Raw genomic sequence first — 22,859 nt, 5'->3', positions numbered from 1 at the left:
CACACTTATGAATAAAGGTGATTATTATACTGCTTTTTTTATCGGATTAACTTTACCTTGATCATAATATTGCAAATGTTGCTGGCTGTGGAACGGCACGACTTTGCTTTCGCCCGCCGCATCGGTGATCAATTGGTAAAATTGCGGATAATTGAAACTGTAGCCTTCATACCGCTCTTCGCTGTCAAAACGGCTCATAGTATAGATTTTATTGATTTCTTTGATTTTATTGAATTTTTCATCTGTACAACGGTAATACACTTCCGGATTGTTGTGTTCGTCCAGAATATAGACATTGAAACTGTTGTCATCGTTGTCTTCAAAGAAAAACTGTAAAAAACCTTCACTGGCAAATTCGCCGATGCCGTGCGGGAAGTGGTATTTATGCTGTTTCAGCAGATGTTCGGGGGAAATGCCCTCAAGTGCGGTCTGTTCTTCCGGATTCGGCGTGCTGCGCACAATACCGCCTTCTTCGATTTTAAGACCGCGGCTTTCGTAAGCAAAATCCCAAATTCGTCCCGCCACCTGTAACCGGTTGATTGAACGTTTATTCAGAATCGCACTGACTTGTGTGTTAATACATTTTTTGATCAATTTTTCGGTCGCCGCCAACATTTCCGTACGGTAACGTTTGCTGTAACAGCAGACTTTCACCGATTCCAACGGGTTCGACCCGCGATGCACCTTGTGCGCCAGCACTTTCAGACAATCTAAAATGGCGTGTTGCCCGGCGAAATGTAACGTGCGGATCTCGCTCCAACGGTTACGGTAAATCAAATCGATACTGCCGACCAGACTTTGTTGCTTCGGCCCGAAATTGAACAGATCGTTCGACAGCACTTCACGCCGCTGATTGCCCTGAATCAATTCGGTCGGATCATGGTTGAGGTTGACGGCGACAAACAAATTGCGCAATTCGCACGGGTGGCTGAGATCATCATTGCTCGGCGGGGTGACTTGTTGTGCAAAAGAGAGCCTTAAATCAGTGGCGAATTGCTGTATCTTACTCAAACTAATCGTATCGCTACGGGCATAAAGGTGTGTTTTAGCACCCAATAGCCCGTTAAAATAGGCCCAGGCGACCAGTTTGGCCAGATTCGGCGCATATTCTACATAGCGGTCGCTGGAGGTCGACACCTGCTGCATACTGCAATTAATCAAATGCCAGCCGTCCCTGACGGCGTTTGAATTGCTGACCTCGACCAACATCAATTCGTTTTCAGTGATATTATCGGCGATCTCACGGTTAAACAGCGTCACTTTTTCCGGTAATACTTCAAACGCAGTATAGAGCTTACGTGTCAAAATACTGATATCTTCCGGCATTAAATCAGCGGAAATCTTCTGTTTACGGGCAAACGTAATCAAATTACGATAACCCTGCATCAACAGTCCGACCAAACTGTTATAAAAACTTTTTACCTGCTTGATCTTCCAGTTGGCATGATCATCGAGGAAGGCAATATCCTGTGCCGACCAATTCCACTCCGCAACCAATTGCCGTAACTGATGCCGACGCGGGCTGTCTTGCGCCATATCCGCCAAATCGCGGTTGGCCTTGATATAAAAACAGCGGCGCAGCAGATCCAACCGCCCGAAATCTTTGATACGCTGTAAGTAAGCGCTTACACTGTGCAGCATCGCCAAATAAGGATCAAAAGCGTGATTCACCTCGCTACCCGACAACAATTGCTGCTTGAATTGTTTCGAAATCAGCGTTGAATTCGGGTAATCCGCCATCAGTGTTTCCAGAAACAGAATTTTGATCACCGATTTATACGGTGAATCGACCGCCTTAAACAAATGCCACAATGTTGCACCAAAATATTCGTTGGCGGACAACGCACCCAATCCGCCAAAATCAACCCATTCGTCAGGACGGATTTTGCCCTCACCAACCCATTTGGCGACTACGGTGTCGTAATGCTCTTCGTTGTTGACCGGCAAATGCAGCCACAACAACGGCTTGCCCGCCAGACGAATGGCAGATCGGTAAAATTCATCCAGCAACAACATATATTGGCTGCTGCCGCAATGCTCGGTGTTCAGGGCTTCGGAATAGGTGATGTTGCGAAAATGATTTTCGTCCAATAGATAGAAATTGGCTTCAACGCCCAGCGCCAGCGCCCATTTTTGAATTTGCAGCGTTTTTTGTAATAATTTATTGCGCTTGCTCAAGCTCAGTTCGGGACGATGGCAAACCCAAATATCCAGATCGGACTGGCTGTTTTGGGTGATCGAGCCGGTACTGCCCATGGCATAAACGCCCAATAGCGGGGTTTGCGGATCGTTTTTACGCGTCTGTTTTTGCAGAAAAGTGCGGTATTCCGCCGGAGGCAAGATGTTTTGCAGGTAGTGTTGTTGATATGTCGTCGGTTTGAAATCGATAATGCCCGCCGGCGATTCGCTGACGAAACCGGGTAAAATGGGATCATTACTATGCAATAGCAAACCAAGCAATTGAAAAATATGCTGAAACTCTTCCGACGCTCCAGCCAGCGCTCTCTGATAGCGGGTTTCATCCAATGCCGCTACTAACTGTTTGGCAGATTTAAGATAACTACTCAAAAAAACATCTCACAACAATCAAAACATTTAGTATTTGTGATCAACATCACACTAGAAAAGGGTCAGCGCCAAGCCTAACACTTAACACCGGTCAGGTAAAGATCTGCTAAATTTTTTTAGTAAACTAATTAATTGTCATGATGGCTAAACCGCCTGATTTCAGTGAAACAGACAGAATGTCAGCTCACGACACGATACATGGACTTGCTCCTCAAGGGCAAACGCACGACGGCTGTGAACCAGTAGCCGCTCGTCACCGATTTGCAGCTGATATTCAAAGGTATGCCCCAGAAAACGTCTGCCCGACACCGTGCCGTTTGCCTGTGCGTTTTGCGCCAGCTGCAATTGCTGCGGCCGAATCAGACAAAAGAGCGGTTTTTCCGGTTCGATTGCACCGCCGTTCGCCAGTGTCAGCGGTATCGGGCTGTGGAACGTTCCCAAAACGGAAACCAAGGTGTGCGCATCTTGTAAGCGGCACGGCAGATAATTACTGCTGCCGAGGAAATCGGCGGCAAAACGGCTTTGCGGATATTGATAAAGCCGCTCGGGCCGGTCAAATTGGACGATTCCGCCCTGTTCCATCAAAGCGATTTTATCGGCAAAGACAAACGCCTCTTCCTTGCTGTGGGTGACAAAAATAGCCGCCACTTTCTGTTTTTTCAGAATGGCTTTGATTTCGTCAATCAATTGATACCGCACTTGGCTGTCAATATTGGAAAACGGCTCGTCCAACAGCAACAGTTCCGGCTTACATGCCAAAGAGCGGGCAATCGCAACCCGTTGTTGCTGTCCGCCGGAAAGCTCATGCGGATAACGTTGCAAAAATGCGCTTAGTTTCACCAACTTCGCCATTTCGGCTACAATCCCGTCTTTTTGCCGTGCGCTGTGGTCAGCCAGACCGAACGCAATATTTTCCGCTACGGTCAAGTGTGGAAACAGGGCGTAATCTTGAAAAATCATGCCGATTTTGCGCTTTTCCACCGCAATCGTTGCCAAATCACGTTGATTAAGCAACATTTTGCCCTGTGTCGGCACAATCAGCCCGGCAATCGCTTTCAACAACGTGGTTTTGCCGCAACCGCTGGCACCGAGCAGGCAGACAATCTCATCATCGTGCAGTTCCAACGCCAGATGCTGTAAAACCGGCTGTTTTTCGTAGCAAACGCTCAAATTTTCGATATGTAATGACTTCATCGAGATAGGCTCTCTTTTTTCTTGGAGGATAACAGGGAACGGGTCAGAAAAATCACCGGCAACAGACCGACCAATACCAGAAAAACCGCCGACAGCGAGGCTTGTTCCAGTTGTTCGTCCGAGGTCAGGGTAAATACATGGGTTGCCAGCGTATCAAAATTAAACGGCCGCAACAGCAAAGAAGCATTCAGTTCCTTCATACTTTCCAGAAAAACCAGTAAAAGTGCGGTCAACATGCCTTTGCTCAACAGCGGAAAATGGACGCTGAACAACATTTTGATACCGTTGTAACCCAAGGTTCGCGACGCCATATCCAGCGAGGGGGCGATTTTACTCAATGAAGTGTCGATACTGCCGAGGCTCATGGCGGAAAAACGAATGATATAAGCCGCAATCAGTGCAAACATTGAACCGCTGAAAAACAGCCCGACCAACGGCAAATTCAAACTTTTTAAGGCGTTGTTCAGCAAATGATCAGCCGAAATCAGCGGAATCATCAAACCGATGGCCAGCACCGTGCCCGGCACCGCATATCCCAAAGAGGAAAAAGGCAAACCGTAGTGTGCCAAAAAGTACGCCGCATCTTTGCGTTGCCCGCTCAAACGACGAAAGAACAGCAAAAACAGCGCCAGCACCACGCTGATCAGCGCCGCACTGATCGAAACCCGCAGGCTGTTATAGGCGTATAGCCAAAATCGGTCGTTCCATGCCTGTTCGAAATAGTCATACGCCCAGTACATTAATTTGCCCAGCGGAATAAAAAATGCAAATCCTGCCAAGCCCCAGCAATAAAGCTGTGCCAGCCATAATTTCCAACCGTACAGTTCACGCTGCGGCTGCGTGCGCTCATAACCGCGTTGATAAAGTCTCTGTTTGCGACGGCTGTAACGTTCAAGAGTCAACAGCAGGAAAATCAGCAACAGCATTAGTAATGAAATGCGCGCCGCCGTGCCCAAATCATTCAAGCCGAGCCAAGTATCATAAACTGCGGTGGTCAAGGTCGGCACGGCAAAATAGGAGACCGTGCCGAAATCTCCCAGCGTTTCCATCGCCACCAGTGCGGTACCGATAGCCATTGCCGGACGGGCAAGCGGCAAGGTGACTTTTTTAATCAATTGCCAACCGTTGACGCCCAGAATTTTGGCGCTGTGATTTAGATTCTCCGATTGCTCCATCAGTGCGATACGGGTCAGCAAAAAAATATAAGGATACAGTACCAGTGCCAAGACCACACAGGCGCCGCCCAAAGTGCGGATTGGCGGAAACCAGTAATCTTGCGAACTGCTCCAATCGAACAGCCGGCGCAAGAAGCCCTGCACCGGCCCGGCATAATCCAGCAGATCGGTATACAGATAGGCGACCAGATACGGCGGCATGGCCAACGGCAGACAAAGCACCCACTGCAATGTCGCCTGCCCGCGAAAACGAAAAGTAGAGACAATCCAACTGCACGGCAACGCAAACAACAGGCTGCACAACACCGTGCCGACAATCAGCAACAGGGTATTTTTTAAATAATCGAACAGCACCGTATGCCACAAATGTGATACGCTGTCGCTGTCCGCCGACACGGCCTGATAGAGAATCGCTGCAATCGGTAACAGAAAAAAGGCGAGGATCATCAACGCCGCTAAAAACCAACTTATTTGCCGAATATTTTTCATTTTTTCGATTTATCAGAAACGACAAAGAGCGGTTATCAACCGCTCTTGCCGATTAGCATGAAAATTACAGATCAAATTTTACTTCATCAACCAATTTTAACGCTTTATCATAGTTGTCCGCCACTTTTTCCAGCGGCAAATCATCGGCTTTGTAAGTACCCCACGATTCCACCAGCGCCGAATAAGGAACGCCCGCTTTTACCGGATACTCATGGTTCAGCTCGGCATACAGTTTTTGTGCCGCATCGCCGCTCAGATATTCTACCAATTTCACCGCATTGTCTTTGTTAGGTGCATATTTGGCAACGACAACCCCGCTGATATTGACGTGTGTGCCGTCGCTTTGCTGATTCGGGAAGTTGATATAGGCGGATTCCGCCCAGCTGCGCTGTTTGTCGTCATCAAGCATTTTGCCGTAGTAGTAGCTGTTGCCGATGGCATAATCACAAACGCCTTCTTTAATCGCTTTCACTTGATCACGATCGCCGCCTTGCGGTTTTTGCGCCAAATTGGCTTTCAGCCCTTCCAACCACGCTTTGGCTTTAGCTTCGCCGTCATGTTCGATCATCGATGCAATCAACGACACGTTATAGGCATTTTTACCGGAACGCACACACACTTTGCCTTTATATTCCGGCTTGGCAAGATCGTAATAGGTGAAATCGGCAGGCAGTTTACCGACACGATCTTTCGAGCTGTAAATCACTCGGGCACGGGTGGTCAAGGCAAACCACTGATCTTGGGAATCACGGTATTGCGCCGGAATATTCTCTTCCAGCGTGTGGCTGTGAATCGGCTGGGACAATCCCGCTTTCACCACATCCATCACCCGCTTGATGTCAACGGTCAGCACCACGTCCGCCGGACTGAGTTCGCCTTCACGTTTAATCCGCTCAACCAGCCCTTTATCATCAAAAATCAGATTGACTTTAATACCGGTGTCTTTTTCAAAATTTTGCAAAATAGGTTCGATCAAATACGGTTGACGATAAGAATAGACGTTGACTTCCGCCGCCAAGGCCGAGCCTGCTGTTGCGGCAACCAAACCCACTGCCAGTGCGACATGACTTTTTTTCATTATTATTTTCTCCATAACGTTTTATCGGGTTAATGTCCGGCGACAGTATAGAGGAAAGCAGTCACACATTAAAAGAGAATTATTATCATCTTTATTAAAAGTCGATCCACATCACATTTCATCGGATATTTTGTCTGTTTTTTGTCCGTTTTACTTTTTTCACCGCCAAGACTGCACTTTCGCCATAATTCAGGTAGAATCAAAAAACCCGAATTTTTATCTCAATCCGCCAAACAAGAGGTCAACTATGCCGCTCAATTTACGTCATCGCCATTTTTTGCGCTTAATGGATTTTAGTCCGAATGAAATTCAGTTTTTATTGGATTTATCCGCCGATTTGAAACGTGCCAAATACAGCGGCACCGAACAGCCCCGCCTACGCGGCAAAAACATTGCGCTGATTTTTGAAAAAACCTCGACCCGCACCCGCTGTGCGTTTGAAGCGGCGGCTTTTGATCAAGGCGCTAATGTGTCGTATATCGGCCCGAGCGGTTCGCAAATCGGACATAAAGAATCAATGAAAGATACCGCACGCGTGTTGGGCAGAATGTATGACGGCATTCAATATCGCGGCTACGGGCAGGAATTAGTGCAAACGCTGGCGGATCATTCCGGCGTGCCGGTGTGGAACGGACTGACCGACGAATTCCACCCGACCCAGATTCTGGCTGATTTCCTTACCATGCTGGAACACGGCAACGGCAAACGACTGAATCAAATGAAACTGGCCTATTTGGGTGATGCGCGTAATAATATGGGCAACTCGTTTGTCGAAGGTGCGGCGTTAATGGGGCTGGATTTACGCCTTGTAGCGCCGAAACAGTTCTGGCCGTCGCAAGCGTTATTGGACGAAGTGGCGGAAATCGCCGCCAAAACCGGCGCCCGCATCACCTGCACCGAAAACATCGACGAGGGCGTACAAGGCGTCGACTTTCTGTATACCGATGTCTGGGTGTCGATGGGAGAACCTGCCGAGGCTTGGGAAGCACGCATTCGTTTGATGAAGCCATATCAGGTGAATCGTCGGCTATTGGCATTAACCGGCAATCCGAATGTCAAATTTTTGCATTGCCTGCCGGCGTTCCACGATGATCAAACCACTGTCGGCAAGGAAATGCTGGCAAAATACGGCATGAACGGGCTGGAAGTCAGCGATGAGGTGTTCGAATCGGAGGCCTCTATCGTATTTGATGAAGCCGAAAACCGTATGCACACGATTAAAGCGGTGATGGTCGCAACGTTAGGCGACTGACCGCACTTTTCATTCACAACGTCAACATTAAGAAGGACACTATGACCAAAATGATTCATACCGAAAAAGCCCCTGCCGCCATTGGCCCTTATGTACAAGCCGTGGATTTGGGCAATCTGGTGCTCACCTCAGGACAAATTCCGGTCAATCCGGGCAACGGTGAAATACCGCAAAGCATTCAGGCGCAAGCCCGACAATCGCTGGAAAACGTAAAAGCGATTGTCGAACAGGCCGGCTTACAGGTGAAAGACATTGTCAAAACCACGGTTTTTGTGAAAGATTTGAACGAATTCGCCACCCTGAACGCTGAATATGAAGCCTTCTTTAAGGAAAACAACCACCCGAACTTCCCGGCACGCTCTTGCGTTGAAGTCGCACGTCTGCCGAAAGATGTCGGCGTGGAAATCGAAGCGATTGCGGTCAGAAAATAGCATCGCCGTTCCAAGTGCGGTTTGCCTCCTCACCAATCGGATCGAAACCGCACTTGACACAAATTTCTAAAATAGCATTAAATTAATTGCAAAAAATATAACACAAGCGCAAAATCCCCTTAATCATTGATTAACTTTTCAGGTGTTTATTTATGCAAAAAATAGTTGTTGTCGGTGGCGGCGCCGGCGGTTTGGAACTCGCCACTTTTTTAGGTCGCAAACTGGGGCGCAAACGGAAAGCCAGCGTCACTTTAATTGATCGCAATCAAACCCACTTATGGAAACCGCTGCTGCACGAAGTGGCGACCGGCTCGTTGGACGACGGCGTTGACGCCCTGAGTTACCGCGCCCACGCCAAAAATCACGGATTTTCTTTTCAACAAGGCAGTATTACCGCACTTTCACGCCAAAACCGTAACGTCACGCTCGCCCCGATCAGCGACGACGACGGCACGTTACTCGTGTCCGAACGCAAAATTCCTTATGATATTCTGGTGTTGGCGATCGGCAGCAAATCGAACGATTTCAATACTAAAGGCGTGGCGGAACACTGTATTTTCCTTGACAGCCCGGAGCAGGCGCACCGTTTCCAGAAAAAAATGCTGGGGCTGTTTCTGAAATTTTCCGAAAACCGCACTTCGCCGGATCTGGTCGAACTGCAACAGAAGCTGCCGCTGGTGGATCCGAACAACGTCAATATTGCCATTGTCGGCGCCGGCGCAACCGGCGTGGAATTGTCGGCGGAATTATACAACACCGCCAAATATCTCTCTTCCTACGGTTACGGCAAGATTGACAACTCCTGTTTAAAAGTCACGCTGGTCGAGGCCGGCGCTAAGATTTTACCGGCATTGCCGGAACGTATTTCGTCCGCCGCCCATTACGAATTACAAAAACTGGGGGTGGATGTGCGCACCAATACGATGATCACCGAAGCCACTGAAAACGGCTTATTGACCAAAGACGGCGACAACATTAAAGCCGATTTAATGGTCTGGGCGGCAGGCATTCGCGCCTCCGACGTCACCCGACAGTTCGACGGCTTGGAAGTGAACCGCCTGAATCAGCTGGCGGTGAAGGAGACGCTGCAAACCACGCTGGACGATGCCATTTTTGCCGTCGGCGACTGCGCATCACTGCTGCAAAAAGACGGCAAAGCCGTGCCGCCGCGCGCCCAAGCGGCGCACCAGATGGCCACCACCTGCGGCAAAAACATTCTGGCATTGCTCAACAACAAACCGTTAAAAGCCTTTACCTACTATGATCACGGTTCGCTGGTGTCGCTGTCGCGCTTCAGTACCGTCGGCAGCCTGATGGGAAATTTGATGAAAGGCTCGATGACCGTAGAAGGCCGAATCGCCCGCTTTGTGTATCTGTCGCTTTACCGAATGCACCAAGTTGCGCTGCACGGCTGTTTTAAAACGGGTTTGATTATGCTGGTCGGCAGAATCAACCGCTTTATCCGCCCGTCAATGAAATTGCATTGATTCGGCGCTGACCGCCGAGACGACAATTCAATACGGCGGCGCCCTGCCGTATTGTTGTCTTTGATTGAAAATAGAGAGCGTAATTTATCCCGAAGCATCAGGCTTGCCAATGGCGGTAAGAGTTGTTAGATTTCGTTAATATAGCGCTTAACACTGACGAGGATTTTTATGCAACACGACAACGGGCTCTCTTTGGCGGCACAAATACTGGAAACGTGGCAAACCCGTTTTATCGGCTTATTGCCGAATATAATTTCAGCCGTCGCACTGACCGTACTGTTTTATTTTTTAGCATGGTTTTTACGTCGTGCAACATCGCAAGCCTGCCAAAAACTTTTCCCCGGCAATCTGAAAATGGTGAAAATCGTGTCGACACTGGTTTATTGTTTAACCTGTTTCGCCGGCGTGATTCTGGTGCTGGATTTATTGAATTTAACCAATCTGATCACCCATTTACTTGCCGGCGCGGGCATCATGGGCATTGTCGCCGGATTTGCCTTTAAAGACATTGCATCGAATGCTTTTTCAGGGCTGCTGATTAAATCACAACAACCGTTTAAAATCGCAGATTGGGTGAAAATCAACGACTATCTGGGCGAAGTACGGGAAATCGGCATGATCACCACCACCTTGAAAACGATAGAGGGAAAACTGGCGTATGTCCCGAATCAACTGGTGTACAGCGGTGTGTTCGTCAACTATTCCGCCTTGGGAAAACAGCGGGTGATTATCAGCAGCGGCGTGTCATACGGCGATGATTTAGACAAAGTCAAAGCGGTTACATTGGCCATTTTCAACGATTTTGATTTCGTGGTCGATAAAGCACAAACCGATTTTTATTTTACCGATATCGGCAGCTCCACCTATAATTTCCAAGTGCGTTTTTGGATTGCTTTTAGCGACTACACCGACTATTTACGTGCTAAAAGCGACATAATTATTGTGCTGAAAAAATGCTTCGAGCAAGAAAATATCAGCATAGCCTATAACGTCACCACGCTGGATTTCGGCGTCAAGGGCGGGATGAAACTGTTTGATGAGCCGATCAAACTACAAGCGTAGCATAACCGCACTTTCACGCTTCTGTGCAACAGACGGCAAAGTGCGGTTTCTCTTTTACTGCAATATCAATTCCAATACGGCGTATTCAAATACATACCCCAGTTCATCATCATAACGCAGGCTAAAACTGGAAAATTTTAATAAAAAATTCTGCCCTTCGACGATCAAGAATTGGTTACTGAGTGGTTTCAAATCTTGATAACGGTACTTGGTGTTCAGTTTAAAGCCGTTCTTGAGCAAAATGTCATTGATCACGTTGTTTAAATCCACGTCGAATGCCGTAATGCCCGGCTCCTCAAACTTAAACCGATGGCGCCTCTCCCCGGCAGTGCCGCCGTCAAGATGACGATCCAGACTTAACAAAGTGCGGTAACGATGTGTTAACGGTATCGCTGTCGTTTGATCATCGGATAACGTGATTCGCTCGAAAGGTTCGGTTTCAGGCGGTTTAGGCTCATCACGCGCAATCAAACGGGATAAATGTTGCCCATAATGCGTCTCTACTGACAACCCGCGGTTCTCACTTTGCCAATACAGACTAGCCGCTTGCTCAGACAGGCGCCGATAAGCCGTTTTCTGTTGTTCGGAAAAATCCGCTTGCGCAGCGGCATCAGGCAACGGTTTGATTTTTCCTTTTTGATCCAATAAATCCCATTGCCGCAGCTGCCGATCAAATCGTGCCGATTGATTGTCGAATGCCATTTGAGCCGGATTCAACACCCAGCCCAACAGGATTATCGCCACAGCAAGCAATCCGGCAAAAGTGCGGTATTGGGTGCTGAATTCAAATAGCGATAACGCAATAAACAGCGTGGTTAAAATCACGATCGTCAACAGATAAATCCGCACTTCGGTTAAACCGTAATGGCTGAGCCGCTGATAAACCGCCATCCACAATAACGCCAACGGCAACAAGGCAATCCAACCGAAGAAACGGTAAAAACCTTGCCATTTCGGGGATTCTTGTAACAGTTGCAAACCTTTCAACGCTAAACCGACCAAGAGATACGGCAATATGATATAGCTGATTCGTCCCTGTGGTAATTCACCCAATAAGATGATTTTTAGGGTGTAGAGGTATAGGATTATGCTGTAAATGATCAAGACCGGCGAAAACACGACATTATTCAGCAATTGGCCGGCACTATTTAATTCACTGTTTTCACAATTATTTTTCTGTTGAAATAATAAAAAGAACAGGGGAAACACGCTACATAAAGCAAACGGTGCAATATGCCGCCAAATTTGATCGAACGGCAGATCAAGTGAAAATAAAAACTCAACACTTGCCAATAGCGCAGATAACAACGCGAGACAGATAACGGTACTCACCAATGCCCGGCAGATATTCAGCATAGTTTGCAAAAAGCCGGCAATAAACGTGCGATTTTCCCGCTGCCAACCGTCCGCCGACAGACCGAGCAGCAGCAACAATTGCAACGCCCAAAAACGACGATCTATCAAGTAATTATCCACTTCCAACCCGTTATTCATCTGCCAAAACAGCACCAACGGCGGAAGGAAGGCCGTCAACCAATAGGCAATTCTGCGGCGGCGCAATAAATAACTGACCACCAAAAACGCAGGTGCGAAACACCAGTATTTAATCCCCCCCTGATCCGTCAGCCGGATTAGGTCAATATATAAAAACGGTAACGAAAACAGCGCAATCCAAATCATCTCTAACGGATAATTTTTCATCAGTAATTTGCTTTGTGCCGCTAAATCGACAAAATAGATTTTGAGTTTTAACATCTTATTTTTAATAATATCGGTTATACAGAAACATTCGGTATGTCAATTTCACCTTGCAAAACGCATTGCAACACCGGCAAGTGACAGCGCTCAATCGTTTTGGCGGCGGTGAGTAACGTGAGTTTATTCTGCCTGGCATGAAGTTGCCGTAATTGCTGTAAATCGGCTTGTGTCTCTTCATTTGCCAGCGCTTGTCGATAACGGCGACAAAATTCATCATAGCGCATATCGGGATCTTGATGGAACCAACGGCGCAGTTCATCGGGCGGCGTCACGCTTTTTAACCACAACACCCCGTCCAGTCGGGCTTTGGCAACCCCGCGCGGCCACAATCTGTCTGCCAATACCGCCGGCAAATCGGCCGTACTGAAATCATAAACCCGTTTGAGAAGATACATACCAAGCCCCCATTTAACGCTTTCATACCGCACTTTAACGCAAAGTGCGGTCAAAGTGTATAAAAAAAGCAACTTAGCGCCGCCGCATAAGTTGCTTGTTATTGATAACCGAATCAGCCGGCGATTGCCGTTCCGCTCGTCATGTGCAAGCCGTAAAACAAAATACGCCCCAACAGCTCCGCCGCCAGCATCAGCGCCACACTTGAACAGAGTAAAAGTGCGGCCAGGCGCGGATTGCGCACGCTGTAATACAGTAAGCCCAAACCGGCGAACAGCAGCATGATTTTCAGCATCACCATTTGACTATAGTGCGGAATCAGTGCCGTTGCTTTTTGGACGGAAGTTTGAATATCCGCCAGCGAAAAGGCTTGCGAAATCGCCAGTAGTACGCTCAGCAGTAATGCCAAAAGCAACAGCCACAAAACCGGACGCAACGAGGCGGGTTCAACCCCGCCAAAACGCAATAAGGCATAAGCCAAGGTAAAGCCCGCTATAACGGCGGTCAACATAAACGCAGCGGCGGTATAGCCGTTGTTCCAAGTCGGTACGGTGCTGATCAAGTAAACCGAACTCATGGTATAGATAAACACAATGCCGCTGCTCATCAGCAATAGCAGCCAAATTTTATCCAACACTACCGGCATTTTTTTCAACATGTGCAACAGCCAGTAAATACCCGTCAGCAGAAAGAACACCGCACCGGCGGCGATCTCATTACTCAATGCCGACGAACCGATACGATTTAATGCGTTGAATGCCCGCCATGGCGACCCCAAATGCAGGACAGATGCGGCAAAACCCAATCCGAGCAGCAGCAACGGAATAAAAAACAAGCGGACAACCCGATAGCGCTGCGGCGAAGGCGATTTGCCGCACAGCAGGTATACCGCCGTCATCATCGTGGCGCCGACCGCACTTTGCGCCAATACGGTAAAGAAAACCAGTGGCAATTCATGTAATCCGGCGTTCATGTTATACCTCCCGCGGATTAGCCAGAAATCCGCTGCTGTCGCCACTCGGACGCGCATTCTTGTTCGGTTTGATGACTAAATTCGGCTGCGTATCCCTTGCCGCCGGCAACGGCGCTACATTAGCCAGTTCACCGTATTTTTGCCGCAATTCCCTGATCGGGGCAAAATCCAACGCTCGTAACGGGCAGGATTCGACACAAATCGGTTTTTGTCCCGCTTTAACGCGCGAATAACAGCCGTCGCACTTGGTCATATGTCCTTTCACCACGCTATATTGCGGCGCATCATACGGACACGCCATATGACAATAACGACAGCCGATACAAGTTTGCTCGTCGACCATCACGAAACCGTCTGCATTTTTGTGCATCGCCCCGCTCGGACAAACCTTGACACAGGCCGGATCATCGCAGTGATTACAGGCAATCGACAGATAATACGCAAAGACGTTATGTTGCCAGCAATTGCCATTCGGCTGCCAATCACCGCCTGCATATTCATAAATACGGCGGTAATTGACGTCCGGCGGCAGATCTTTGTAGTCCTTACAAGCCAATTCACAGGTTTTGCAACCGGTGCAGCGATCCGAATCAATGTAAAAACCATATTGTTCACTCATTGTCTGCTCCTTACACTTTTTCGATCTGAACTAAATTGGAATGTTGCGGATTCCCTTTCGCCAACGGAGACGGGCGCTGAGTGGTGAGAACGTTGATGCAGCCGTTATGATCGATTTTATCGCTCCACATGTTTGCCCTATGCCACGCCCCCTGTCCCATGCCGACGACTCCCGGGATAATGCGAGGCGTGACTTTGGCTTCGATGCGTGTTTCTCCGATTTCATTGAATATCCTGACCAAATCACCATTTTGAATATTGCGTTGTGCCGCATCAATCGGATTAATCCATGCCTCTTGCGGGCAGGCACTTTCCAATACATCGATATTGCCATAGCTTGAATGAGTGCGGGATTTATAGTGAAATCCGACCATCTGTAACGGAAATTCATTGCTTTTCGGATCGCCATAGCCATTGAAGCCCGGATGATAAATCGGAAGCGGATGTATAACTTCATCACTTTTTAGATCCCATGCGGCAGCTAATTCAGCCAGTTGCGAAGAATAGATCTCTATTTTACCTGATGGTGTTTTAAGCGGATTTGCATCAGGATCATCCCTGAATTCTTTGTAGGCAACCAAATGACCTTTCGGATCTTTTTTCTTGAAAATCCCCATTGCTTTCAAATCATCATATTCCGGTAAGTCGGCATCAAGCCCCCGCATTTCACTGTATAACTGTTGCAGCCATTGTTCCTGCGTTTTTCCTTCGGTAAATTTGTCGTATACATCATCTCCCAAGCGTTTGGCAACGTCACTTAAAATGTGGTAAATAGGACGCCGTTCAAATTTAGGGCTGGTTGTCGGCTGCCCGAAAATTAAATATCCCATATTGCCGGCATAATCATTCGGTATGATGTCCTCCTGTTCTGTCGTCATAAGATCCGGCAACAAAATATCCGCATATCTGGCTGATGCCGTCATGAAGTTTTCAATGACAACTATCATTTCACATTTGCTGTCATCCTGTAGAATTTCATGTGTTTTATTGATATCCGAATGCTGGTTAATAATGGTATTACCGGCGTAGTTCCAAAGAAATTTAATCGGCACATCAAGTTTCTCTTTCCCCTGAATACCGTCCTTAACAGCGGTCATCTCTGTACCGCGCGCAATGGCATCTGTCCACATAAATACCGGAATTTTGGTTTTAACCGGATTTTCCAATACCGGAAAACGCTTTATAGTAATGGTATAAGTGCTTTCTCTAGCACCTGAGTTACCTCCGTTTATGCCGACATTACCGGTCAGAATCGGTAACATAGCGATTGCTCTGGCGGATAATTCACCATTTGATTGGCGTTGCGGCCCCCAGCCCTGACTGATACAACAAGGTTTGACACTGCCGATTTCTCTTGCCAGTTTAATGATTTTATCGGCCGGAATGCCGGTAATCTGCGCCGCCCATTCCGGTGTTTTCGCCAGCCCGTCTTCGCCTTGTCCTAAAATATAGGCTTTATAATGACCGTTTTCCGGCGCCCCGGCCGGTAAGGTTTTTTCATCATAGCCAACGCAATATTGATCCAAAAACGGCTGATCCACCAGATTCTCGCTAATGAGAACATAAGCGATAGCGGAAACCAGTGCCGCATCGGTTCCAGGACGAATAGGAATCCATTCATCTTCCCGTCCGGCGGCAGTATCGGTATATCTCGGATCAATGACGATAAGTTTGGCGTTGGAACGTTCTCTTGCCTGTTGTAGTAAGTATGTGATTCCCCCTCCGCTCATCCGAGTCTCGGCCGGGTTGTTTCCGAAATACACAACCAACTTCGAATTTACAATATCAGAGGTACTGTTTCCGATATTCGAACCATAAGTAAACGGCATAGCTCGAGCTATTTGTGCGGTGCTGTAAGTACCATATTGATTTAAAAACCCCCCGTAGCAATTCATTAATCTGGCAACAGAAGAAGCATAAGCCGATGAACGAGTAATATTTCCGCCGACAATGCCCGAACAGTAATTGATGTACACGGCTTCGTTACCATAGTCTTTCACTATACGTTTCAGATTATCGGCAATGGTATCCAGAGCCTCCTCCCAAGTGATTCGTTTAAACTTCCCTTCTCCCCGTTTACCGACTCTTTTCATCGGATAATTCAAACGATCGGGATGATTCATGCGCCGGCGTATTGAACGTCCCCTTAAACAAGCTCTGACTTGGTGTTGTCCATATTGATCGGTGCCGGTGTTATCGGTTTCCACCCAATACAGTTCATCTTGTTTCACATGCATGCGAAGCGCACAGCGGCTACCGCAGTTGACTGAACACATACTCCATACGATTTTATCTTCCGAAGGCATATCCGTCGATATAGATTTGGTATCTGTCGCCCGCACCGAAAAAGGCAATGTAATACCGGCGGCGGCCGTCAGCATACCAACCCCTTTTAACAAAGCCCGTCGCTTCCCATCGCAGGCAATTTCATATTTTTCCATTCATCTATCCTCCATACTTATTTAGAGGTATTAGAACACAAAGTGTTATGGCGAAAATGTGATGAATATCAACCGGAGCAAGTTGCTTGGCGGAAATCAAAAGTATCATTGATCCGAATCAAACGCGAATAATGAGAATTATTGCTTTTATAATCAAATATTTTATGGATTTTTGACTAAACGCAAGGGCTTTTTCCCCGCTTATGATAAAGTATCCGCAAATCAATCAACCCACAGAACATAACCATGATGCCAGTCCATTCTTCCATTTCCCAATTCGGGCGAATTTTAGGTTCGCTGTTTTATTGTTCGCCGACACAGCCGCAAAATCAGCCGTTATTGGCGCTGTTTGCCGATTCACAATGGCAGAAAGCGTGTGATTTTTTATCACCTGAATTGCGTTCGGCTATTCAAGCGAAGTTAACACAAGGCATCGAACAAGGAACGGAAAGCCTGGAAGCGGATTTTCAGGCGCTGTTTATCGGCCCCGACGCCTTGCCCGCCCCCCCTTGGGGCTCGGTCTATCTGGATAAGGAAGCGGTGATCTTCGGCAATTCGCTACTGGAATTACGCCGTTTTATGCGCCTGCACGGCATCACACTGGAACTGCAACAAAATGAACCGGAAGATCATATCGGGCTGATGTTAATGTTAGCGGCATGGATGGCGGAAAACCAACCCGAACGGCTTAACGAACTGTTACAACAACATCTCTTGCCATGGTCGGGGCGCTTCTTAGAGCTCTTGATCGCCGCACAACATCACCCTTTTTATTGCGGCTTAGGCTTATTCGCCCAAGCATTGCTTGATTATTGGCGGCAAGCATTACAGCTTACCGTACCGCAAGTGCGGTTATACCGCTAATCTCGGATACGATTATGGCTGAAAAAAACGAACGTTATTACCAAGCCTTTATGCAGCATAACCACGTTTCAAGACGGGGTTTGCTGCGTGGGATTTTTCATGCCGGACAAAAGGCGCAACGGCAAATCAGCCGTGAACCTTATCGGCGTAACGCGCCCCGTCCGCCGCAAGCTGTTGCCGAGCCGCTGTTTTTACAGAATTGCACCGCCTGCGGCGATTGCGTTGCAGCCTGCCCTTACGGATTAATTCAAATTCAAGATCAAAAAGCCGTGTTGGAAATCGAATATTGCAATTGCGATCTGTGCGGCAAATGCAGCGACAGTTGCCAAAGCGGGGCGTTAAGCCGCGAAGTGCGGTCGGATACCGGCTTACGACCGCACTTTCACCGTCTGTGCTTGCAGCAGCAAGGCAGAAACTGTGCGTTTTGTCGTCAATCCTGCACACAGCACGCCATCACGTTTGATGCCGGCAGCCAAAAAATGCAATTGAACACCGAATTATGCAACGGTTGCGGCGAATGCAAAATCCGTTGCCCTTCACATTATATCGATCTTAAATTAACCGCACTTGGCTGATTTTCTGCGGCATTCTTTTCACATATTTTTCTAAACTGTGATCAAACCCTTACTTTTAATGTTTGTTTTCGAACATTCTGTAGCAAAAAGGGATTTGATGGCTTAAAATACCGCCTAACTAGTTTCGTATTCGAATTTATTAAATGTGGGGGCTGATCGATGACATCGCCATTTTCTTCCCGGCTACAGACCGATGTAATCATTATCGGCGGCGGCGCAACCGGTGCGGGCATTGCCCGAGATTGTGCGCTGCGAGGGCTAAGTGCGATTTTACTGGAACGGCGCGATATCGCCACCGGCGCAACCGGACGCAATCACGGTTTACTGCACAGCGGCGGCCGCTATGCGGTTAATGATCCCGAATCGGCAAAAGAGTGTATTGAAGAAAATAATATTCTAAAACGAATCGCCAAACACTGTATTGACGATTGCAAGGGGCTGTTCATCACCTTGCCGGAGGACGATCTGGCGTTTCAACAGCCGTTTTTACAGGCGTGTGAACGTGCCGGCATTGACGCGCTGCAAATCGAACCCGCTTTGGCGAGACGGCTGGAGCCGTCGGTCAACCCCGATTTAATCGGCGCCATCGTTGTGCCGGACGGCAGTATCGATCCGTTTCGCTTGACTTCCGCCAATATGCTGGACGCCAAAGAACGCGGCGCACAGGTTTTCACCTACTGCGAAGTGCGGCAGCTGATCCGTGAAGGCAGCCGCATTATCGGTGTTCGTGTCTATGATCACAAAAACCGACTCGAACGGGAATTTTTTGCGCCGGTGGTGATCAATGCCGCCGGCATTTGGGGGCAAGGCATCGCCGAATATGCGGATTTGAAAATTAAAATGTTCCCGGCAAAAGGCGCACTGCTGATTATGGGACACCGTTTGAACAATATGGTGATTAACCGCTGCCGCAAACCTGCCGATGCCGATATTCTGGTGCCGGGCGATACCATCAGCGTGATCGGCACCACCTCAAGCCGAATCCCTTATGATCAAATCGACAATATGATAGTAACACCGCAAGAGGTGGATTTATTGATCGAAGAGGGCGAAAAACTGGCACCGCGTCTGCGCCATACCCGTGTGCTGCGGGCTTATGCCGGCGTACGGCCGCTGGTGGCGACCGATGACGATCCGTCCGGGCGCAATGTCAGCCGCGGTATCGTTCTACTTGATCATGCCGAACGGGACGGGCTGGACGGCTTCATCACGATTACCGGCGGAAAATTAATCACTTACCGTTTAATGGCGGAATGGGCAACGGATTTAGCCTGTAAAAAACTGAACAAAACCGCAGCTTGCAGCACGGCGGAAATTCCGCTGCCCGGCTCGAACGAAAGTGCGGTCGAAACCCATCAAAAAGTGATCTCGCTGCCGACGCCGCTGCGAGTGTCCGCCGTTTACCGGCACGGCTCCCGTGCAACGGGATTATTGGAGAAAGAACGCTTGGATCGCAGCCTGATTTGTGAATGCGAAGCCGTCACCGCAGGCGAAGTCCGTTATGCCGTCGATGAATTGAAAGTGAACAATCTGGTGGATTTACGCCGCCGCACCCGTGTCGGGATGGGAACCTGCCAAGGCGAACTGTGCGCCTGCCGCGCCGCCGGCTTGATGGCTCGTTTTCAGGTTGCCAATGCGCAGCAATCCACCACCCAGCTGGCGTCTTTCATGGAAGAACGCTGGCGCGGCATCGAACCGATCGCTTGGGGCGACGCACTGCGTGAAGCGGAATTTACCTCATGGGTATATTACGGTTTATTGGGGTTGAACGATGTGATGCCACCGGCAACGCAACAGTTACAAGGAACAGACAATAATGAAGTTTGATACGTTGATTATCGGCGGCGGATTGGCGGGGCTGACCTGCGGAATCCGTTTGCAGCAGAGCGGGCAGCGTTGCGCCATTATCAGCAACGGCCAAAGCGCACTGGATTTTTCATCCGGTTCATTTGATTTATTGAGTCAAGCCGAGAACGGCATTGCGATCACAAACATTACCGACGGTCTGCAACAATTAGCACAACAGCAGCCGTTTCATCCCTACAGCCTCATCGGCACGGAAACCGTATTACAAAAAGCGGCGGAATTTGAACGCTTGGCGACGACACTGGCGCTGAATGTGAAACAAGGGGGCAAGCATAACCATTTGCGCCTGACCCCGTTGGGCGCATTACGCCCGACTTGGCTTTCACCGAACAGTGTGCCGACTTTTGCCGATCCGCTGCAACCGCTGGCGCTGAAAAAAGTCGCCGTCTTGGGCATTGAAGGGTTTAACGATTTTCAGCCCGAGTTATTGTGTGAAAATTTAAAACAACTACCGCACTTTGCCCAATGGCAAATTAGTTTCGGTTATCTGCATATTCCCGAATTGGATCATCTGCGCGGCGATGCCAGAGAATTCCGCAGTATCAACATTTCGCAGGCGCTGGAGCATAAGCTCAACTTTACCCAATTGGTGAACGAGCTGAAAAATGCGGCAAACGGCGCCGATACGGTTTTCCTGCCGGCCTGTTTCGGACTGGACAACGACGATTTTCTGCGGCAATTACAGCAAACCAGCGGCATTCACCTGTTTGAACTGCCGACCTTGCCGCCGTCATTATTGGGCATTCGCCAACATCGGGTACTGGAAAAAGCCTTTGAGAAAGCGGGCGGAATCATGATGAAAGGCGACAATGCCCTGCGAGCAGAAATTCATGCCGGCAACGTGACCGCACTTTATACCCGCTTAAACGAAGAAGCGGCATTACGTGCCGACCACTATGTACTGGCAAGCGGCAGTTTTTTCAGTAACGGCTTGGCGGCAACCTTTGATCACGTGATCGAACCGATTTTCCAACTGGATTTATGGTATGACGAATCCCGCAGTCAATGGACGCACCACCGCTTTTCCGAGCCGCAGCCGTACCAACGCTTCGGGGTGAAAATCAATGCGCGCTGCCAAGCGCAAAAACAGGGCGAAAGTCTCGACAATTTATACGCTGTCGGCGCAGTGGTCGGCGGCTATGACGCCATTCATCAAGGCTGTGGTTCCGGCGTGGCGGTGGTCACCGCACTTCATGTTGCCGATCAGATTTTGCAGGGGGAAAGGGCATGAATTTACAACAATTGATTCAGCAAGCGGAGCAGACTCAACAGCAAACGCACATCGACAACAGCTTTGAAAGCTGCATCAAATGTACCGCCTGTACCGCTGTTTGTCCGGTGTCTCGCAATAACCCGTTTTATCCAGGCCCGAAACAATCCGGCCCCGACGGCGAACGGCTGCGGCTGAAAAGTGCGGCGTTTTATGATGAGGCGCTGAAGTATTGCACCAACTGCAAACGCTGTGAAGTGGCGTGTCCGTCCGATGTTAAAATCGGCGATATCATCGTGCGTGCCAGAAACCGTTACGGGCAAGGCAAAGACAAATCCGCCATTCAAAAACTGCGTGATGCCGTGCTGAGCAACACCGATATTATGGGCTCGATCTCTTCGCCGTTTGCACCGGTGGTCAACACCATCACCAGCCTGAAAGCCACCCGCTTTTTATTGGACAAAACGCTCAAAGTCGCCAAACAGCGCAGCTTGCCGAAATATTCGTTCGGCACGTTCCGCCGGTGGTACGGCAACGTGGCGGAGCAGCAAAAACAGTATGCGGAAAAAGTCGGCTACTATCACGGCTGCTACGTCAATTACAACAACCCGACACTGGGCAAAGAATTAATCGAGGTGTTCAACGCCATGGATATCGGCGTGGTGCTGTTGGAAAAAGAGAAATGCTGCGGCGTGCCGTTGATGGTCAACGGCTTTCCTGAGCGGGCGAAAAAACAGGGCGAATTCAACATTCAGCAGCTGGAAAAAGCCGTCAGCGAGCGCAAACTCGATATTGTCGGCACATCGTCCACCTGCACCTTAACCCTGCGTGACGAATATCAACATATTCTGGGGTTGGATAACCACAACGTGCGGCCGCATATTCAATTGGTCACCCGTTATCTTTACACCTTGCTCGAACAAGGCAAAACCCTGCCGTTGAAACCGATGCCGCTGCGGGTGGCATACCATACCGCCTGCCACATGGAAAAGAGCGGTTGGGTGCCTTATACCATTGAAGTTCTGCGCAATATTCCGCAACTGGAGATCGTCATGCTGAACTCGCAATGTTGCGGCATTGCCGGCACATACGGCTTCAAAAAAGAAAACTACGACACCGCACAGGCGATCGGCAACGGCTTGTTTCAACAAATCGAGCAGGGCGGATTCGACTATATCGTATCCGATTGCGAAACCTGTAAATGGCAGATCGATATGTCGACCAGCCGCCAATGCCTACATCCGATCACCTTGTTGGCAATGGCGCTGCAAAAATAAGCGGCATCACCAACCCACCCGACCGCACTTTATGGCTGATATAGATAAAGTGCGGTTTTGTTACACTATGTTATTGATTGCGGTGTTGTTGATTGCGATAAGGGCGGGCTGACGGACTGTTGAATGCGGTTGCTTAATGGAAAAAACA

18 protein-coding genes are annotated in these 22,859 nt (G+C 48.8%); 9 read left to right on the top strand and 9 right to left on the bottom strand.

Annotated elements, in window-relative coordinates; translation table 11 throughout:
- Positions 1–24: 24 nt before the first annotated feature.
- The 4 genes from OA57_RS00385 to OA57_RS00370 all read right to left on the bottom strand — a co-directional run bounded on the left by OA57_RS00385 (position 25) and on the right by OA57_RS00370 (position 6,504).
- Positions 25–2,568 (bottom strand): class I adenylate cyclase, encoded by a 2,544-nt coding sequence (locus tag OA57_RS00385; RefSeq protein WP_052122304.1) that lies wholly within the window; start codon positions 2,566–2,568, stop codon positions 25–27.
- 159 nt (positions 2,569–2,727) lie between these two features.
- Complete coding sequence (locus OA57_RS00380; protein WP_034611955.1) at positions 2,728–3,762, bottom strand: ABC transporter ATP-binding protein; 1,035 nt, start codon at positions 3,760–3,762, stop codon at positions 2,728–2,730.
- Positions 3,759–5,426, bottom strand: a complete 1,668-nt coding sequence (locus tag OA57_RS00375) for an ABC transporter permease (RefSeq protein ID WP_034611954.1) — start codon at positions 5,424–5,426, stop codon at positions 3,759–3,761. The genes OA57_RS00380 and OA57_RS00375 overlap by 4 nt, the downstream gene beginning before the upstream one ends.
- 64 nt (positions 5,427–5,490) lie before the next feature.
- Positions 5,491–6,504: a Fe(3+) ABC transporter substrate-binding protein gene (locus OA57_RS00370; RefSeq protein WP_034611951.1), complete on the bottom strand. Its 1,014-nt coding sequence runs from the start codon at positions 6,502–6,504 to the stop codon at positions 5,491–5,493.
- 247 nt (positions 6,505–6,751) lie between these two features.
- Between OA57_RS00370 and argF the strand changes: the two genes are divergently transcribed.
- The 4 genes from argF (at position 6,752) to OA57_RS00350 (ending at position 10,736) form a co-directional block, all read left to right on the top strand.
- Positions 6,752–7,756, top strand: a complete 1,005-nt coding sequence (argF, locus tag OA57_RS00365; protein WP_034611948.1) for an ornithine carbamoyltransferase — start codon at positions 6,752–6,754, stop codon at positions 7,754–7,756.
- Between the two features lie 41 nt (positions 7,757–7,797).
- Positions 7,798–8,187 carry a RidA family protein gene (locus OA57_RS00360; protein ID WP_034611946.1) on the top strand — a complete coding sequence of 130 codons (390 nt, stop codon included), beginning with the start codon at positions 7,798–7,800 and terminating at the stop codon, positions 8,185–8,187.
- 152 nt (positions 8,188–8,339) lie between these two features.
- Positions 8,340–9,674, top strand: a complete 1,335-nt coding sequence (locus OA57_RS00355; RefSeq protein ID WP_034611943.1) for an NAD(P)/FAD-dependent oxidoreductase — start codon at positions 8,340–8,342, stop codon at positions 9,672–9,674.
- A gap of 168 nt (positions 9,675–9,842) precedes the next feature.
- Positions 9,843–10,736, top strand: a complete 894-nt coding sequence (locus OA57_RS00350; protein ID WP_052122303.1) for a mechanosensitive ion channel family protein — start codon at positions 9,843–9,845, stop codon at positions 10,734–10,736.
- A gap of 54 nt (positions 10,737–10,790) precedes the next feature.
- Here OA57_RS00350 and OA57_RS00345 read toward each other — a convergent pair whose 3' ends face one another.
- The 5 genes from OA57_RS00345 to OA57_RS00325 are packed head-to-tail and all read right to left on the bottom strand — an operon-like array spanning position 10,791 to position 16,919.
- Entirely contained in the window at positions 10,791–12,491 is a 1,701-nt protein-coding gene (locus OA57_RS00345) for a DUF4153 domain-containing protein (protein ID WP_034611941.1), read from the bottom strand.
- Positions 12,492–12,511: 20 nt separating this feature from the next.
- A complete protein-coding gene (locus OA57_RS00340; protein ID WP_200883577.1) occupies positions 12,512–12,961 on the bottom strand; it encodes a DUF488 domain-containing protein in 450 nt (149 codons plus the stop codon).
- A gap of 41 nt (positions 12,962–13,002) precedes the next feature.
- A complete protein-coding gene (locus OA57_RS00335) occupies positions 13,003–13,860 on the bottom strand; it encodes a DmsC/YnfH family molybdoenzyme membrane anchor subunit (RefSeq protein WP_034611937.1) in 858 nt (285 codons plus the stop codon).
- A 1-nt stretch (position 13,861) separates the two neighbouring features.
- Complete coding sequence (locus tag OA57_RS00330) at positions 13,862–14,479, bottom strand: DMSO/selenate family reductase complex B subunit (protein ID WP_034611934.1); 618 nt, start codon at positions 14,477–14,479, stop codon at positions 13,862–13,864.
- 10 nt (positions 14,480–14,489) lie between these two features.
- A complete protein-coding gene (locus OA57_RS00325) occupies positions 14,490–16,919 on the bottom strand; it encodes a DmsA/YnfE/YnfF family dimethyl sulfoxide reductase (protein ID WP_034611932.1) in 2,430 nt (809 codons plus the stop codon).
- Between the two features lie 246 nt (positions 16,920–17,165).
- Between OA57_RS00325 and dmsD the strand changes: the two genes are divergently transcribed.
- The 5 genes from dmsD to glpC all read left to right on the top strand — a co-directional run bounded on the left by dmsD (position 17,166) and on the right by glpC (position 22,711).
- Complete coding sequence (gene dmsD / locus OA57_RS00320) at positions 17,166–17,783, top strand: Tat proofreading chaperone DmsD (protein WP_034611928.1); 618 nt, start codon at positions 17,166–17,168, stop codon at positions 17,781–17,783.
- Between the two features lie 14 nt (positions 17,784–17,797).
- On the top strand, positions 17,798–18,358 hold the full coding sequence (gene napF / locus OA57_RS00315) for a ferredoxin-type protein NapF (protein ID WP_034611925.1): 561 nt from the start codon (positions 17,798–17,800) through the stop codon (positions 18,356–18,358).
- 159 nt (positions 18,359–18,517) lie between these two features.
- Positions 18,518–20,185 carry an anaerobic glycerol-3-phosphate dehydrogenase subunit A gene (glpA, locus tag OA57_RS00310; RefSeq protein WP_034611922.1) on the top strand — a complete coding sequence of 556 codons (1,668 nt, stop codon included), beginning with the start codon at positions 18,518–18,520 and terminating at the stop codon, positions 20,183–20,185.
- A complete protein-coding gene (glpB, locus tag OA57_RS00305) occupies positions 20,175–21,455 on the top strand; it encodes a glycerol-3-phosphate dehydrogenase subunit GlpB (protein WP_034611920.1) in 1,281 nt (426 codons plus the stop codon). Before glpA ends, glpB begins: the two co-directional genes overlap by 11 nt.
- The gene (gene glpC, locus OA57_RS00300) at positions 21,452–22,711 is read left to right on the top strand and encodes an anaerobic glycerol-3-phosphate dehydrogenase subunit GlpC (protein WP_034611918.1); all 1,260 of its coding nucleotides are present in this window, start codon (positions 21,452–21,454) and stop codon (positions 22,709–22,711) included. The genes glpB and glpC overlap by 4 nt, the downstream gene beginning before the upstream one ends.
- Positions 22,712–22,859: the final 148 nt, after the last annotated feature.

It is taken from the genome of Chelonobacter oris, from assembly GCF_000772535.1.
In the GTDB taxonomy this organism is placed as follows: Bacteria; Pseudomonadota; Gammaproteobacteria; order Enterobacterales; family Pasteurellaceae; genus Chelonobacter; species Chelonobacter oris.
The sequence above is the reverse complement of the archived record's forward strand: the minus strand, read 5'-3'. Positions and strand labels throughout refer to the sequence as shown.

Excerpts from the sequence above, each read along its gene's own strand:
- glpA (WP_034611922.1), top strand. The coding sequence starts at position 18,518 with ATGACATCGCCATTTTCTTCCCGGCTACAGACCGATGTAATCATTATC.
- OA57_RS00330 (WP_034611934.1), bottom strand. The coding sequence starts at position 14,479 with ATGAGTGAACAATATGGTTTTTACATTGATTCGGATCGCTGCACCGGT.
- OA57_RS00345 (WP_034611941.1), bottom strand. The coding sequence starts at position 12,491 with ATGTTAAAACTCAAAATCTATTTTGTCGATTTAGCGGCACAAAGCAAA.
- glpB (WP_034611920.1), top strand. The coding sequence starts at position 20,175 with ATGAAGTTTGATACGTTGATTATCGGCGGCGGATTGGCGGGGCTGACC.
- OA57_RS00375 (WP_034611954.1), bottom strand. The coding sequence starts at position 5,426 with ATGAAAAATATTCGGCAAATAAGTTGGTTTTTAGCGGCGTTGATGATC.
- OA57_RS00360 (WP_034611946.1), top strand. The coding sequence starts at position 7,798 with ATGACCAAAATGATTCATACCGAAAAAGCCCCTGCCGCCATTGGCCCT.
- OA57_RS00335 (WP_034611937.1), bottom strand. The coding sequence starts at position 13,860 with ATGAACGCCGGATTACATGAATTGCCACTGGTTTTCTTTACCGTATTG.
- glpC (WP_034611918.1), top strand. The coding sequence starts at position 21,452 with ATGAATTTACAACAATTGATTCAGCAAGCGGAGCAGACTCAACAGCAA.
- OA57_RS00380 (WP_034611955.1), bottom strand. The coding sequence starts at position 3,762 with ATGAAGTCATTACATATCGAAAATTTGAGCGTTTGCTACGAAAAACAG.
- napF (WP_034611925.1), top strand. The coding sequence starts at position 17,798 with ATGGCTGAAAAAAACGAACGTTATTACCAAGCCTTTATGCAGCATAAC.
- OA57_RS00355 (WP_034611943.1), top strand. The coding sequence starts at position 8,340 with ATGCAAAAAATAGTTGTTGTCGGTGGCGGCGCCGGCGGTTTGGAACTC.
- OA57_RS00350 (WP_052122303.1), top strand. The coding sequence starts at position 9,843 with ATGCAACACGACAACGGGCTCTCTTTGGCGGCACAAATACTGGAAACG.
- OA57_RS00370 (WP_034611951.1), bottom strand. The coding sequence starts at position 6,504 with ATGAAAAAAAGTCATGTCGCACTGGCAGTGGGTTTGGTTGCCGCAACA.
- argF (WP_034611948.1), top strand. The coding sequence starts at position 6,752 with ATGCCGCTCAATTTACGTCATCGCCATTTTTTGCGCTTAATGGATTTT.
- dmsD (WP_034611928.1), top strand. The coding sequence starts at position 17,166 with ATGATGCCAGTCCATTCTTCCATTTCCCAATTCGGGCGAATTTTAGGT.
- OA57_RS00325 (WP_034611932.1), bottom strand. The coding sequence starts at position 16,919 with ATGGAAAAATATGAAATTGCCTGCGATGGGAAGCGACGGGCTTTGTTA.